Raw genomic sequence first — 13108 nt, 5'->3', positions numbered from 1 at the left:
GTTGATGATGACCGACGCCGCGCCCAGGTTTCGACGATCAAAAGGCAGCTGAGCATGCCAATCCTCCGCCTGCCGGACCAACCCGAGGCGTGCGAGCTTTGTCGCCGCCAGGCACCCTTGACGCGCCATCATCTGATCCCCAAGGCGCTGCACGGCAAAACCTACGTGCGCAAGCGCTTTCCCCGTGATGAGCGCATCACGGCCACCTTGTGGGTATGCCGGGCCTGCCACAACCAGATTCATCGGCTCTTCACGGAGAAAGAGTTGGCGCTTGTTTACAACAGCCGAGAGGCGTTGCTCGCCGATCCGCGCTTGTGTGCGTTCGTCGACTGGCTGGCAACCAAGCCAGCCGGGTTTACTCCGAGACACTAGTTCGACACCAGCTTTCCGGTGCGCCTGCGACTATGAATTGATCCTGTTGGCTTTATGTCCGTAGCGCATTAGTACGGCTAAGAGACTTCGCCGTTCTACCAATGCAGGTTGAAGTGCGAGCCCAGCACGAAGCGATCATCCAGCAGGTCCCAGCGTTCGACGCAGGCTTTCTTGTCTGCGCCGGGATGCAGCTTGAGGCGGTTGAACGAATTCGGCGAGGTGCCGCGGACGCGCGATGACAGCGTAGTGCCCGCCTGGATCATCCAGATTTCCCGCGACAGACCGGTGTACTGCTTGGTCAATGGCAACACGTAGGGCAGATGAATATGACCTCCCATCACCAGATCGAGCCCTTCATCTGCCCAGCAGTGCAACGCTGCATCGGCGCCATGTTGCAGATTGCTCAGATCACTTAGCACCATCGCCCCGAAGGGCTGATGCGCCACCACAATACGCACCTTGTTTGGGTCGCTCTGCTTCAAACGTTGTGCTACCGCCTGCACCTGCTCGGCGGTTACCAATCCGTCTTTGTGCCGCCGCGGGTGGGTGGTATTGAGCCCAATCACGAGCATTTCGTCGTTTTCGAAGGTCGGTTCCAGATCATGGCCAAAGTGCTGGCGGTAGTTGCGATAGGGCATTAAAAAGCGTGCGAAAACGTTGTACAGCGGAATGTCGTGGTTGCCTGGGATGACCAGCGTTTCTGGTATGCCATGACCTTTCAGCCGTTGGACGAATGCCTGGGCAGCCGCAAATTGCCCAGCTCTGGCGCGTTGTGTGATGTCCCCAGAAAAGATCAACAGGTCGGCGCCATGCTCGCGCACATGGTCTTCCATGGCTTGCACCACTGCCGGTTGCTCAGTGCCGAAGTGGGTGTCGGAGATCTGCACGATGGTCGTCATTGGCTGGCGTCTTCTCGTTAGGGATGGCCGGGTGCGAGTGGCGCATTGTTGCATTCGAAGCCGATCAGCGCTTAGCGTTCCGGTGAATTGCTGGCGAATTGCACCCAAGGGCGCCGATACACCATGCAGCGCTGCTTCCAGTTGCGCTGCGCAGGGCCTTGGACTAACCTCCGCGCTGCTTCAGGTACCCCTGGCGAAAAGCCAGTTGGGTGAAACAGGGAAGCCGGTCATTCTCACGAAGATTCCGGCGCTGCCCCCGCAACGGTAGGCGAGATAAGAAACCGCTCAAAGCCACTGTGCCATAGGCATGGGAAGGCGCGGTTTCGGGATGCTGCAAGGCAACCGCTCGCAAGCCCGGAGACCGGCCTGTCGCATTCCACGGCAGTGCGGCGGGCGCTGATTGGGGTGCGGCTGCTTGCACCTGCGCTCCTTTCGAATTCTCCGTCTGCCTTATCGACATATGTCGTGCGGCGGGCACGACGGAGAATCTTCATCCAATGCGCAAATCCCTTCCCCTGGCCGTGGTTCTGCTGGGCCTTCCTTCCTGTGTTCTGGCCAATCACGGCGATGCCTTGCTGCTGGGCCAGCAGGTGATTACTGCCAGCCGGACCGGCCATTCGCCGGTCTCCATTGCTTCCAGTAACCTGATTACCCGAGACGAGATCGAACGCCAGCAGGCCGGCAGCGTGCCGGAGTTGCTGCAGCGTTTGGCCGGGGTCAGCGTCACCAGCAATGGCGGGCGCGGCAAGAGCACCTCGGTGTCCATTCGCGGTACCAGCGACAAGCACGTGCTGGTGCTGATTGACGGCGTCCGGGTCGGTTCGGCCACCTCCGGCAGTGCTGCGCTGCAGAGCATCCCGGTGGAACAGATCGAGCGGATCGAGATCGTCCGTGGGCCGCGCTCCAGTTTGTACGGCTCGGAAGCGATGGGCGGGGTGATCCAGATCTTCACCCGCCGCGGCGGCGCCGATGGCTTCAAGCCTTACTTCTCGGCGGGCGCGGGATCACGCTCCAGCTACAGCGGATCGGCCGGCGTCGCAGGCAGCCAGGGCAATGGCTGGTTCAACCTCGGGGTAGCCAGCGAGTCCACCGACGGCATCAACGCCCGCGCCTACCGTAGCAGCGCGCCCAATGCCTACGAGCCGGATGCCGACGGCTACCGCGAGCTGTCCGGACTGCTGCGCGCCGGTTATCGCTTCGACAATGGTCTGGAGCTGGACGGCAGCTGGCTGCAGAGCGAGAACCACAGCGATTTCGACACCCGTTCGACCAGCGGCGCCACCGGTCGCGATGCCTACAGCGACGGCTCTCTGCAGGCGATCAGCGGCCGTGCGCGCTTCTCGCCGTTGGCCTTTTGGGACATCACCCTGCAGGCGGGGCACAGCGAGGACCTGGGAGACAACTTCCAGGACGACGACTTCTATTCACGCTTCGACACCCACCGCGACAGCCTGAGCTGGCAGAATGACCTGCGTTTCAGCGAGGCGCAGGTGCTAAGCCTCGGCATGGACTACCAGACCGATCGAATCGACAGCAGCGATGACTATGCCGAGGACAGCCGCTACAACAAGGGCTACTTCGTCCAGTATCAGGCCGCCTTCGGTCGTCACGGCGTGCAGGCTGGCCTACGCCGCGACGACGATGAGTTCTTCGGTTCGCACGACACCGGCAGCCTGGGCTACAGCTTCGAATTGAGCGATGCGCTGACGCTGACCGCCGCCTACGGTACCGCCTACCGGGCTCCGACCTTCAACGACCTGTACTACCCGGCCGGCGCCTTTACCGCCGGCAACCCGGACGTCCAACCGGAAGAGTCGGAAAGCTACGAGATCGGCATTCGAGGTAGCCACGGCTGGGGCGATTGGAGCGTCAACGCCTATGAAAACCAGATCGAGGATCTGATCGTCTGGGCTGGGACCAGCCCCATGCGCCCGGAAAATGTCGACGTGGCGCGCATTCGCGGCATTGAAACCACCGTTGCCACCGTGCTGGCCGGCTGGGATGTGAACGCCAATCTGACCTTCATGGACCCACAGGACCGCAGCAAGGCCAACCACGGGCATCTGCTGCAACGCCGCGCCAAGCGTCAGTTCAACCTGGACCTGGATCGCCAGTTCGGCGCCATAGGCCTGGGTGCCTCGCTGTACGCGGTGAGCGAGCGTTTCGACAAGGCGAGCAACACTGAAGAGTCCCGCATGCCCGGCTACGCCTTGATGGACCTACGCAGCGAATACCGCGTCGACGAGGCCTGGCGCCTGCAGGTCAAGCTGGCGAACCTGTTCGACCGCGACTACGAAACCACCCAAACCTACGAACAGCCCGGTCGCGCGGTGTATTTCACCGTGCGCTACCAGGCTCTCTGACCGGCAACCCAAAGGAGAACCCCATGCACGTCCTGTCCACACGCGCCCAGTTGGCAATAGGCGCCGCGCTGATCCTGCTGATGGCCATGACACGTGGTCAACATTTCGCCAGCGTCGAGAATCTGCCCAGCGCCAGCTGGTCGATCTTCTTCCTGGCCGGCTTCTACCTGCGTTCGCGCTGGATGTTCGTGCTGCTGTTCGCCGTGGCATCCGCGCTGGACTTCGGCTCTCTCGCCAGCGGCAGCATCAGTGACTGGTGCTTGTCGCCGGCCTACTGGGCACTGGTGCCGGCCTACGGCAGCCTGTGGCTGGCGGGACGGTTGTTCGCCGGCTGGCAGCGCGACGATCTGCGCAGCCTGGCCGTGCTGGCGCTGACGCTGCTGGTCGCGGGTTTCGTCGCCTACCTGATCTCCGGCGGGGCATTCTACTTCTTCTCCAGCCGCTATCCGGAGCCGACGCTGGCCGGCTTCCTGCCGCGCATCGCCCAGTATGTGCCGCGTCACCTGAGCAACCTGGCGTTCTACGTCGGCACGGCGCTGGTGCTGCATGTCGGTATCGTCTCGGCGCTGCGCCTGATGCGCGCGCGGGAGGTGCATTGATGGACGACCGCGACGCACGACACAAGGCACGGATGCAGCGCAAGAAGGCGGTGGTCGATGCGAAGATCGCCGAGGCCCAGGACGAGTACGGCCTGCTGCTGGTGCACACCGGTAACGGCAAGGGCAAGAGCAGCTCGGCCTTCGGCATGGTCGCCCGCGCGCTGGGCCACGGCATCAAGGTCGGCGTGGTGCAATTCATCAAGGGCGCGGCCAGCACAGGGGAGGAAAACTTCTTCCGGCGTTTCCCCGACGAAGTGCGCTATCACGTGATGGGCGAAGGCTTCACCTGGGAAACCCAGGATCGCCAACGCGACATCGCCAAAGCTCGCGAAGCTTGGGCCGTCGCGGCCGAGTTGCTCGGCGATCCGGAGATTGGGCTGGTGGTGCTGGACGAGCTGAACATTGCGCTGAAGTACGGCTATCTGGAACTGGAGCCGGTATTGGCCGATATCGAGTCGCGACCCATGTTGCAGCACGTGGTAGTCACCGGTCGCGGCGCGCCGCCCGGGCTGATCGAGGCGGCGGATACCGTGACTGAAATGAGCCTGGTCAAGCATGCGTTCAAGGCAGGTGTGAAGGCCCAGAAGGGCGTGGAATTCTGATGTCTGCGATCCAGACATGCGTAGGGTGGATGACGCTTTTTTCATCCACCGTTGGCGTTGGTGGATGGGTAGAGCGTCATCCACCCTACGATGATCAGAGGCCGCGATGAATAGCCGAAGCTGCCCGGCACTGCTGATCGCCGCGCCGGCGTCCGGCCAGGGCAAAACCACCGTCACTGCCGGCATGGCGCGCTTGCATACACGACTGGGCAAGCGCGTGCGGGTGTTCAAATGTGGTCCTGACTTTCTCGATCCGATGGTGTTGGCGCGTGCAAGTGGCCATCCGGTCTACCAGCTCGATCTCTGGATGGTGGGCGAAGCCGAGAGTCGCCGGCTGCTATGGGAAGCGGCCGGCGAGGCCGATCTGATTTTGATCGAAGGGGTGATGGGGCTGTTCGACGGTACGCCGTCGGCCGCCGATCTGGCGCGGCACTTCCGCATTCCTGTATTGGCAGTGGTAGACGGTTCGGCCATGGCGCAGACGTTCGGCGCATTGGCACATGGTTTGGCCAGCTATCAGCCGGACCTGCCATTTGCCGGTGTGCTGGCCAATCGAGTAGGCAGCAGCCGTCATGGCGACATTTTGCGGGACTGCCTGCCGGAGCGAATGCATTGGTTTGGCGCCTTGCCGCGCAACGAATCCATAAATTTGCCGAGCCGGCATCTGGGGCTGGTACAGGCGCAGGAGCTGGCGGATCTTGATGCTCGGCTCGATGCGGCTGCCGATGCGCTGGCGGCGAGTGCAGACGGCGCACTGCCGGAAAAGGTGTGCTTTCCACCGCCGGAGCCCTTGACCATCCCGCCGCTGCTGCAGGGCGTGCGGATCGGTGTCGCGCGGGATGCCGCCTTCGCCTTCATCTACCAGGCCAATCTCGATCTGCTGCATTCGCTTGGCGCCGAGTTGCTGTTTTTTTCTCCGCTCCATTTTTCCAAGCTACCCGCGGTGGATAGCCTATATCTGCCAGGCGGTTATCCCGAATTGCACATGGAGACCTTGGCTCGCAATCGCTCAATGGGCGAGGCGATCAGGGCGCATCACGCGGCGGGCAAACCGATCCTCGCCGAATGTGGTGGGATGCTTTACCTGCTCGACGGGCTGACCGATCAGGCCGGCACGCGCGAAGACATGCTCGGCCTGCTGCCTGGCGAAGCGAAGATGCAGAAGCGCTTGACCGCTTTGGCGCTGCAGGAAGTCGAACTGCCGGAAGGGCGCTTGCGCGGCCACACCTTTCATCATTCTTCACTCGATTCGACCATGCAGCCCATCGCCCGTGGCGAGTGCCCGAACTACAAACGCACCGCCGAAGCGGTGTTCCGGCAGGGCCGGCTGACGGCCTCCTATATTCACTTCTATATGCCGTCCAATCCCCAAGCGGCTGCGGCGTTATTCAAGCCATGAGCGAGCACGCCTTCACCGAGTTAGAGCGCGCGGGTGTCTATCGCGCCATTGCCGAGCGGCGCGACATGCGGCATTTCAGCGGCGGCGACGTCGCACCCGAGCTGCTTGCGCGATTGCTCGAGGCCGCGCATCAGGCCCCTAGTGTCGGTCTGATGCAACCCTGGCGATTCATCCGTATCCGGCGCGCCGAGCTACGTTCGGCCATCGCTGAGTTGGTGGAGCAGGAACGTGTGCTGACTGCCGAGGCGCTGGGCGAGCGTGGCCGTGAATTCATGCAATTGAAGGTCGAGGGCATTAGGGATTGCGCCGAACTGCTGGTGGTCGCGTTGATGAACGGGCGCGAAACCCACGTATTCGGCCGTCGCACCATGCCGCAGATGGACCTGGCCTCGGCGGCCTGCGCGATCCAAAACCTCTGGCTCGCCGCGCGCGCCGAAGGATTGGGAATGGGCTGGGTGTCATTGTTTGATCCGCAGGCACTGGCCGAACTGCTAGAAATGCCCACCGGTGCCGAGCCGGTGGCGGTGCTCTGCCTCGGGCCTGTCGATGCGTTCTATCCGGCGCCGATGTTGGCGCTGCAGGGCTGGACGCAACCTCGGCGGTTGCAGGAATTGCTGTTCGAAGACGGCTGGGAGGAACAGCCTTGAGCGTGGTGCTGAGCTGCCTCGCCGGGGTCGGGCTGGATGCGTTGCTGGGCGAGCCTCGGCGCAGTCATCCGTTGGTGGTCTTCGGCCGGCTGGCTGATCGATTGGAACAGCACTTCAACGGCCCGGACGGCCGCGGTTGGCGTAGCCATGGCGTCACCGCCTGGTGCCTCGCGGTGTTGCCGCTAACGGTCATCGCATGGCTGCTGAGTCTGTTGCCAGGCGTTGGTTGGCTGGTAGAAATCCTTCTGCTGTATCTCGCGCTCGGCCTGCGCAGCTTGGGTGAGCATTTGATGCCGGTTGCGCTTGCCTTACGCAGTGGCGATCTGACCGAGGCGCGGCGACATGTCGGTTTCATCGTCAGTCGCGACACAAGCGAGCTGGACGAGCAGGACGTGGCCCGCGCGGCGACCGAATCGGCGCTGGAGAACGGCAGCGATGCAGTTTTCGCGGCGCTGTTCTGGTTCGCGATTGCCGGTGCGCCTGGTGTCGTGTTGTACCGCTTGAGCAATACGCTGGATGCCATGTGGGGCTATCGCAGCGAGCGCTTCGAGCGTTTCGGCTGGGCCGCTGCGCGCATCGATGACGCGCTCAATTTCATTCCCGCCAGACTGGTCGCGCTGACCTACGCCGTGCTGGGCCAAACGCGCACAGCCTGGCGCTGCTGGCGACGTCAGGCACCCTTGTGGGACAGCCCCAACGCCGGGCCGGTGATGGCCGCGGGTGCCGGCGCGCTGGGTGTGTCGCTGGGCGGGCCGGCGATCTATCACGATGAGCTGCATCAGCGCCCGACCTTGGGCGAGGGCGAAGATCCCAGCGCGCGCGACATCGAGCGCGCATTGGATATGGTCTGGGCTGGCGTCGGCCTCTGGTTGTTGGCATTGCTGCTGGGAGGCTGGCTGCATGCTTGAACATGGCGGACGGCTGCGGGCAGCGGCGCGCGATTTCGCTATCCCGCTGACGGATTGGCTCGATCTGTCCACTGGCATTGCACCTTATGGATTCAACCTACCAGTCGTCCCCGCTGATGCCTGGATGCGGCTGCCGGAAACCGAGGACGACTTGGCCGCTGCGGCCCGCGATTATTACGGCGTCGAGTCGCTGCTGCCGGTGGCAGGTTCGCAGGCGGCGATACAGGTGTTGCCGCGGCTGCGTCGGTCGCTTCAGGTTGGCATCGTATCGCCTTGTTATGGCGAGCACGCCGAGGCCTGGCGTCGGGAGGGGCACTGCGTCAGCGAGTTCAGCGAAGGGTCCGTACCGCGGGCGCTCGATCAGCTCGACGTCCTAGTAATGGTCAATCCGAACAATCCCACCGGGCGCCTATTGCCGCCCGAACAGCTGCTTGACTGGCATGCGCGGTTGGCAGCACGCGGCAGCTGGCTGGTGGTCGACGAAGCCTTCATGGACCCGACGCCGGAATTCAGTCTGGCAACTCATGCGCACCTGCCGGGGCTGATCGTGTTGCGCTCGTTCGGCAAGTTCTTCTCCATGGCCGGTGCGCGGCTCGGCTTTGTCCTGGCTGAAGCCGAGATATTGCGTGCAATGGAAAATGCGTTGGGCCCCTGGCCGATCGCCGGGCCGTCACGGTTTGTCGCCACGGCGTTGCTCGCTGACCGCGAAGGTCAGCATCGACAGCGTGCCCGACTGCTGGCAGACGGTGAGCGGTTGGCGCGGCTGCTGTCATGTTCCGGGTTGCCGCCTACGGGCGGTTGCGGCCTGTTCCAGTGGGTCGTAACCGAAGAGGCGGCTCTGCTGTACGAGTTTCTCGCTTGTCAGAGCATTCTGGTTCGCCGTTTTCACTATCCACCGAGCCTGCGTTTCGGTCTGCCGGCAGACGAACCGGGCTGGGCCCGCCTGGCTTGCGCGCTGGCCCATTACAGAGAAATTAGCGCATGAGCACTTTGATGATTCAGGGCACCACTTCGGATGCCGGTAAAAGCACTTTGGTGACCGCGCTGTGCCGTTGGCTTCGCCGACAAGGCGTGTCCGTAGCGCCGTTCAAACCGCAGAACATGGCACTCAACAGCGCGGTCACCGCCGAGGGCGGGGAGATCGGCCGCGCCCAGGCGGTGCAGGCCCAAGCTGCCGGGTTGGCGCCGCACACTGACATGAATCCGGTGCTGCTCAAGCCCAACAGCGATATCGGTGCGCAGGTAATCATTCACGGTCGCGCCGTCACGAATATGGATGCCGCGGCGTACCACGACTACAAGCGTGTGGCGATGGACGCGGTGCTTGAATCGCATCGGCGCCTCGGTGCTGCGTATCAGGTCGTGGTGGTCGAAGGTGCCGGTTCGCCCGCGGAAATCAACCTGCGGGCCAACGACATCGCCAACATGGGCTTTGCCGAGGCGGTGGATTGCCCGGTCATCCTCATTGCCGATATCGACAAGGGCGGGGTCTTCGCCCATCTGGTCGGCACGCTGGAACTGCTCAGCCCGAGCGAACAGGCGCGGGTGCGAGGCTTCGTGATCAACCGTTTTCGCGGCGATATCGCGTTGTTACAACCGGGCCTGGACTGGCTCGAACAGCGCACCGGTAAACCGGTGCTGGGCGTGTTGCCCTATCTGATGGATTTCCATCTGGAAGCCGAAGATGCAATCGACGTGCGCCAATCCGCCAAAGCGGAGCAGAGCCTGAGGGTGGTGGTGCCGGTGCTGCCTCGCATCAGCAATCACACCGACTTCGACCCGCTACGCCTGCATCCTCAGGTCGATCTGCGTTTCGTCGGTCCCGGCCAGGCAATTCCGGGCGCGGACCTGATCATCCTGCCGGGCTCCAAGAGCGTCCGCGCCGACCTTGCCTGGTTGCGCGATAACGGTTGGGAGGCTGCGATCCGTCGTCACCTGCGCTACGGCGGCAAGGTGCTCGGAATTTGCGGCGGGTTGCAGATGCTCGGTGAAAGCATCGCCGATCCCCTTGGGCTCGAAGGCGCGGCGGGGCAGAGCGATGGGCTCGGGTTGCTGGCCTTGTCGACCGAACTGGCTGCTGAGAAACAATTGCGCAACGTGCGCGGGCGACTCTGTCTGGGCGATGCCGACATCAGCGGCTACGAGATCCACGCCGGGATCAGCAGCGGCCCGGCACTCGAACGAGCCGCCGTGCACCTCGACGACGGCCGAATGGATGGAGCTATCAGCGAGGACGGTCAGGTACTCGGCACTTATCTGCACGGTTTGTTCGAATCGCCTGCGGCCTGCGAAGCGCTATTGCGCTGGGCCGGGTTAGAGAACGCGCAGCGGGTGGATTATCACGCGCTGCGCGAACGTGACATCGAGCGCTTGGCCGACCTGGTCGAGGCGCATCTGGATACCGCACGGCTGCACGAACTCTGTGGGCTGGGAGGCGAGCATGCTTGAGCTGATCCTCGGCGGCGCGCGTTCCGGCAAGAGCCGCCTGGCCGAACGCCTGGCCGCCGAAAGCGGGCTGGCAGTGACCTACATCGCCACCAGCCAGCCGCTGGATAGCGAGATGAGCGAGCGTATCGCCCATCACCGCGCGCGACGACCGTCGAACTGGGCACTGGTGGAGGAACCGCTGGCGCTGGCCTCAGTGCTGCATGAGCACGCCGGCGCTGATCGATGCCTGCTGGTGGATTGCCTGACGTTATGGCTGACCAACCTGCTGATGCTGGACGACCCGGCGCGTCTGGCCGAAGAGCGCGACGCACTGCTCGAATGTCTGGCGGAGTTGCCGGGGCGCGTACTGCTGGTCAGTAACGAAACCGGAATGGGTGTGGTGCCGCTGGGTGAGCTGAGCCGGCGCTACGTCGACGAAGCCGGTTGGCTGCACCAGGCTCTGGCCGAGCGCTGCGAGCGGGTGGTGTTCGCCGTCGCAGGCCTGCCCATGATTTTGAAAGGAGAACCGTTGTGACCGAACATTGGTGGCAAGCGCCTTGCCACGCCCTGAATGAACGTGCTCGCCAGGCGGCGCTGGCGCGCGATGCGCAACTGACCAAGCCGGACGGTGCTTTGGGTCGCATCGATGCGTTGGTGCCGCAGCTGGCGGCATTGCGGGGGCACGAGCGTCCGAGCGTGGACCCGGTCTGGATCAGTATTTTCGCGGGCGATCATGGCGTCGCCGCAGAAGGTATTTCCGCGTATCCGCAATCGGTGACCGGGCAGATGCTCGCCAACTTCGTCAATGGCGGCGCTGCGATCAGCGTGCTGGCTCGTCAGCTCGGCGCGAAGCTGGAAGTGGTCGACCTGGGGACCGCTTCGCCGATCGGCCCTTTGCCCGGCGTTCGTCACTTGGCGCTAGGAGCGGGCACGGCAAACTTCGTCGAGGCGCCGGCGATGAGTACGAAGGTCTGTCTACAGGCGATGCAGGCCGGGCGCGAAAGCGTAATGCGTGCACACGGGGAACAGTGCGCATTGTTCATTGGTGGGGAAATGGGCATCGGCAATACCACCACCGCAGCCGCTCTGGCCTGCGCACTGTTGGCATGTGATCCCCGCGATCTGGCTGGGCCTGGGACGGGCCTGAATGCGGCCGGCGTGGCGCACAAATGCGCCGTGATCGAGCGCGCACTGGCGCTTCATGCCGGTTGTCACGATACCTTGGGTTGGATGCAGCGCCTGGGTGGCTTCGAACTGGCGGCGCTGACCGGCGCCTATCTGGCCTGTGCTCAGCAAGGCATCGTGGTGTTGGTGGATGGCTTCATTTGCAGCGTGGCGGCGCTTTGCGCGGTACGTCTGAATCCCGCCTGTCGCGACTGGATGCTGTTCGCCCATCGCTCGGCGGAGCCCGGCCACCTGGTGGTACTGGAAGCACTCGATGCCCGGCCCTTGCTCGGCCTCGGCCTGCGGCTGGGCGAGGGCAGCGGCGCAGCGTTGGCCGTCCCTCTGCTGCGGCTCGCCTGCGCGCTGCACAAGGAAATGGCGACCTTCGCCGAAGCAGCCGTCGCCGGGCAGAGCGCATGAGCCTGCATCTGGACATGCTGCGTCACGGCGAGACGGTTTGCGGCGGCGGCTTTCGCGGGCGTCTGGACGACGCGCTCACGGAGTTTGGTTGGTTACAGATGCGCCAAGCGGTCGCCGGCGCGGGACCCTGGGACCGGATCATCAGCTCGCCCTTGCGTCGCTGCGCAGCCTTCGCCGTGGAATGGGCCGAGCAGTGCAAGCTGTCGCTGGAACTCGAACCCGACCTGCGCGAACTCGACTTCGGCGATTGGGAAGGGCGTACGGCTGCCGAGCTGATGGTCGATCAAAGCGACGCCTTGGGTCGCTTCTGGAGCGATCCCTACGGTTTCACGCCGCCAGGCGGCGAGCGGTTGATCGAGTTCGAGGCGCGTGTGCTGACGGTGATCGAGCGAATCACCGACCGCTTTGCAGGCGAGCGCATCCTCTTGGTCACTCATGCCGGCGTGATGCGCCTGCTGTTGGCCGAGGCGCGTGGTCTGCCGCGCGGGCAGTTGCTGCAGGTCGAGGTGAGCCATGGCGGAATGTTCGGGCTGAAAACCGGCTTCGCCGACGCCACGCTCTGGTTGGAAGAAGCATGCAGCCCTTTCTGATCGCGCTGCAGTTTCTCACCAGCCTGCCGGTGCGGCTGAGCGGTATGCCCGCGCCGCAGGCGGTTGGCCGATCGCTGCTTCATTACCCGCTGGTGGGGTTATTGCTGGGGGCGATTCTCTGGCTTGGCAGCTTCGCAATCGGAGGGGCTGCGGTGCCGCTGCAGGCGGCATTGTTGCTGGCAGCCTGGGTGGCGCTCACCGGCGCGCTGCACCTCGATGGCCTTGCCGACAGCGCCGATGCCTGGCTCGGCGGTTTCGGCGATCGCGAGCGCACCCTCGCGATCATGAAAGACCCGCGCAGCGGTCCGATTGCCGTGGTGGTTCTGGTGTTGCTGCTGTTGCTCAAGTTCGTCGCGCTTTGGACGCTGCTCGCACAGGGCGACCAGCTAGCCCTGTTGCTTGCACCGTTGCTCGGGCGAAGCGTATTGCTGGGGTTGTTTCTCACCACGCCATACATGCGGCCCGGTGGCTTGGGCCAGGCGCTGACCGACCACCTGCCGCGTGGGCAGGTTCGCGTCGTGTTGATGGTGATCTTCGCGTTCTGCTTGGCGCTTGGCGCGAGTGGCTGGTTGGCGCTGCTGGTAACGATGGTCATCGGGGTGCTGGCGCGGCGTGCTATGTGCCGCCGTCTGGGCGGTACAACTGGCGACACGGCCGGTGCGCTGCTGGAGTTGGTGGAGTGCGGCGTGCTGGTCGCGCTGGCGTTACAGGTGTGAAT

At 63.9% G+C, this 13108-nt stretch carries 14 protein-coding genes and 1 riboswitch; of the genes, 13 read left to right on the top strand and 1 reads right to left on the bottom strand.

Annotated elements, in window-relative coordinates; translation table 11 throughout:
- Positions 1-54: 54 nt before the first annotated feature.
- Positions 55-372, top strand: a complete 318-nt coding sequence (locus D7241_RS16910; RefSeq protein WP_408102509.1) for a hypothetical protein — start codon at positions 55-57, stop codon at positions 370-372.
- 95 nt (positions 373-467) lie between these two features.
- Here the strand turns inward: D7241_RS16910 and D7241_RS16905 are convergent, their stop codons facing one another.
- Positions 468-1271 carry a metallophosphoesterase family protein gene (locus tag D7241_RS16905; RefSeq protein WP_408102508.1) on the bottom strand — a complete coding sequence of 268 codons (804 nt, stop codon included), beginning with the start codon at positions 1269-1271 and terminating at the stop codon, positions 468-470.
- A 165-nt stretch (positions 1272-1436) separates the two neighbouring features.
- Positions 1437-1656, top strand: a riboswitch (cobalamin riboswitch).
- A gap of 112 nt (positions 1657-1768) precedes the next feature.
- Here D7241_RS16905 and btuB point away from each other — a divergent pair.
- The 12 genes from btuB to D7241_RS16845 all read left to right on the top strand — a co-directional run bounded on the left by btuB (position 1769) and on the right by D7241_RS16845 (position 13106).
- Entirely contained in the window at positions 1769-3634 is a 1866-nt protein-coding gene (btuB, locus tag D7241_RS16900) for a TonB-dependent vitamin B12 receptor (protein WP_408102507.1), read from the top strand.
- A gap of 23 nt (positions 3635-3657) precedes the next feature.
- Entirely contained in the window at positions 3658-4233 is a 576-nt protein-coding gene (locus tag D7241_RS16895; protein WP_408102506.1) for a hypothetical protein, read from the top strand.
- Positions 4233-4835, top strand: a complete 603-nt coding sequence (gene cobO, locus D7241_RS16890) for a cob(I)yrinic acid a,c-diamide adenosyltransferase (RefSeq protein WP_408102505.1) — start codon at positions 4233-4235, stop codon at positions 4833-4835. Before D7241_RS16895 ends, cobO begins: the two co-directional genes overlap by 1 nt.
- 106 nt (positions 4836-4941) lie before the next feature.
- The gene (locus D7241_RS16885; protein WP_408102504.1) at positions 4942-6234 is read left to right on the top strand and encodes a cobyrinate a,c-diamide synthase; all 1293 of its coding nucleotides are present in this window, start codon (positions 4942-4944) and stop codon (positions 6232-6234) included.
- Entirely contained in the window at positions 6231-6881 is a 651-nt protein-coding gene (bluB, locus tag D7241_RS16880; protein ID WP_408102503.1) for a 5,6-dimethylbenzimidazole synthase, read from the top strand. Before D7241_RS16885 ends, bluB begins: the two co-directional genes overlap by 4 nt.
- The gene (cbiB, locus tag D7241_RS16875) at positions 6878-7789 is read left to right on the top strand and encodes an adenosylcobinamide-phosphate synthase CbiB (protein WP_408102502.1); all 912 of its coding nucleotides are present in this window, start codon (positions 6878-6880) and stop codon (positions 7787-7789) included. The genes bluB and cbiB overlap by 4 nt, the downstream gene beginning before the upstream one ends.
- Entirely contained in the window at positions 7782-8774 is a 993-nt protein-coding gene (gene cobD, locus D7241_RS16870) for a threonine-phosphate decarboxylase CobD (RefSeq protein WP_408102501.1), read from the top strand. The genes cbiB and cobD overlap by 8 nt, the downstream gene beginning before the upstream one ends.
- The gene (locus D7241_RS16865) at positions 8771-10237 is read left to right on the top strand and encodes a cobyric acid synthase (protein ID WP_408102500.1); all 1467 of its coding nucleotides are present in this window, start codon (positions 8771-8773) and stop codon (positions 10235-10237) included. Before cobD ends, D7241_RS16865 begins: the two co-directional genes overlap by 4 nt.
- Positions 10230-10751 carry a bifunctional adenosylcobinamide kinase/adenosylcobinamide-phosphate guanylyltransferase gene (gene cobU / locus D7241_RS16860; protein WP_408102499.1) on the top strand — a complete coding sequence of 174 codons (522 nt, stop codon included), beginning with the start codon at positions 10230-10232 and terminating at the stop codon, positions 10749-10751. The genes D7241_RS16865 and cobU overlap by 8 nt, the downstream gene beginning before the upstream one ends.
- Entirely contained in the window at positions 10748-11800 is a 1053-nt protein-coding gene (gene cobT / locus D7241_RS16855) for a nicotinate-nucleotide--dimethylbenzimidazole phosphoribosyltransferase (RefSeq protein ID WP_408102498.1), read from the top strand. Before cobU ends, cobT begins: the two co-directional genes overlap by 4 nt.
- Positions 11797-12390 carry a histidine phosphatase family protein gene (locus D7241_RS16850; protein WP_408102497.1) on the top strand — a complete coding sequence of 198 codons (594 nt, stop codon included), beginning with the start codon at positions 11797-11799 and terminating at the stop codon, positions 12388-12390. The genes cobT and D7241_RS16850 overlap by 4 nt, the downstream gene beginning before the upstream one ends.
- Positions 12375-13106, top strand: coding sequence for an adenosylcobinamide-GDP ribazoletransferase (locus tag D7241_RS16845; protein WP_408102496.1), 732 nt, complete (start codon positions 12375-12377; stop codon positions 13104-13106). Before D7241_RS16850 ends, D7241_RS16845 begins: the two co-directional genes overlap by 16 nt.
- The last annotated feature ends 2 nt before the right edge of the window (positions 13107-13108 follow it).

This window comes from Stutzerimonas sp. VN223-3 (assembly GCF_045999685.1).
Lineage (GTDB): Bacteria > Pseudomonadota > Gammaproteobacteria > Pseudomonadales > Pseudomonadaceae > Stutzerimonas > Stutzerimonas stutzeri_AR.
This window is presented reverse-complemented; position numbering and strand designations above follow the sequence as displayed.

Coding starts and splice junctions, on each gene's coding strand:
- cobO (WP_408102505.1), top strand. CDS start 4,233: ATGGACGACCGCGACGCACGACACAAGGCACGGATGCAGCGCAAGAAG.
- D7241_RS16885 (WP_408102504.1), top strand. CDS start 4,942: ATGAATAGCCGAAGCTGCCCGGCACTGCTGATCGCCGCGCCGGCGTCC.
- D7241_RS16910 (WP_408102509.1), top strand. CDS start 55: ATGCCAATCCTCCGCCTGCCGGACCAACCCGAGGCGTGCGAGCTTTGT.
- D7241_RS16895 (WP_408102506.1), top strand. CDS start 3,658: ATGCACGTCCTGTCCACACGCGCCCAGTTGGCAATAGGCGCCGCGCTG.
- D7241_RS16845 (WP_408102496.1), top strand. CDS start 12,375: ATGCAGCCCTTTCTGATCGCGCTGCAGTTTCTCACCAGCCTGCCGGTG.
- cobD (WP_408102501.1), top strand. CDS start 7,782: ATGCTTGAACATGGCGGACGGCTGCGGGCAGCGGCGCGCGATTTCGCT.
- D7241_RS16865 (WP_408102500.1), top strand. CDS start 8,771: ATGAGCACTTTGATGATTCAGGGCACCACTTCGGATGCCGGTAAAAGC.
- cobU (WP_408102499.1), top strand. CDS start 10,230: ATGCTTGAGCTGATCCTCGGCGGCGCGCGTTCCGGCAAGAGCCGCCTG.
- bluB (WP_408102503.1), top strand. CDS start 6,231: ATGAGCGAGCACGCCTTCACCGAGTTAGAGCGCGCGGGTGTCTATCGC.
- D7241_RS16905 (WP_408102508.1), bottom strand. CDS start 1,271: ATGACGACCATCGTGCAGATCTCCGACACCCACTTCGGCACTGAGCAA.
- btuB (WP_408102507.1), top strand. CDS start 1,769: ATGCGCAAATCCCTTCCCCTGGCCGTGGTTCTGCTGGGCCTTCCTTCC.
- D7241_RS16850 (WP_408102497.1), top strand. CDS start 11,797: ATGAGCCTGCATCTGGACATGCTGCGTCACGGCGAGACGGTTTGCGGC.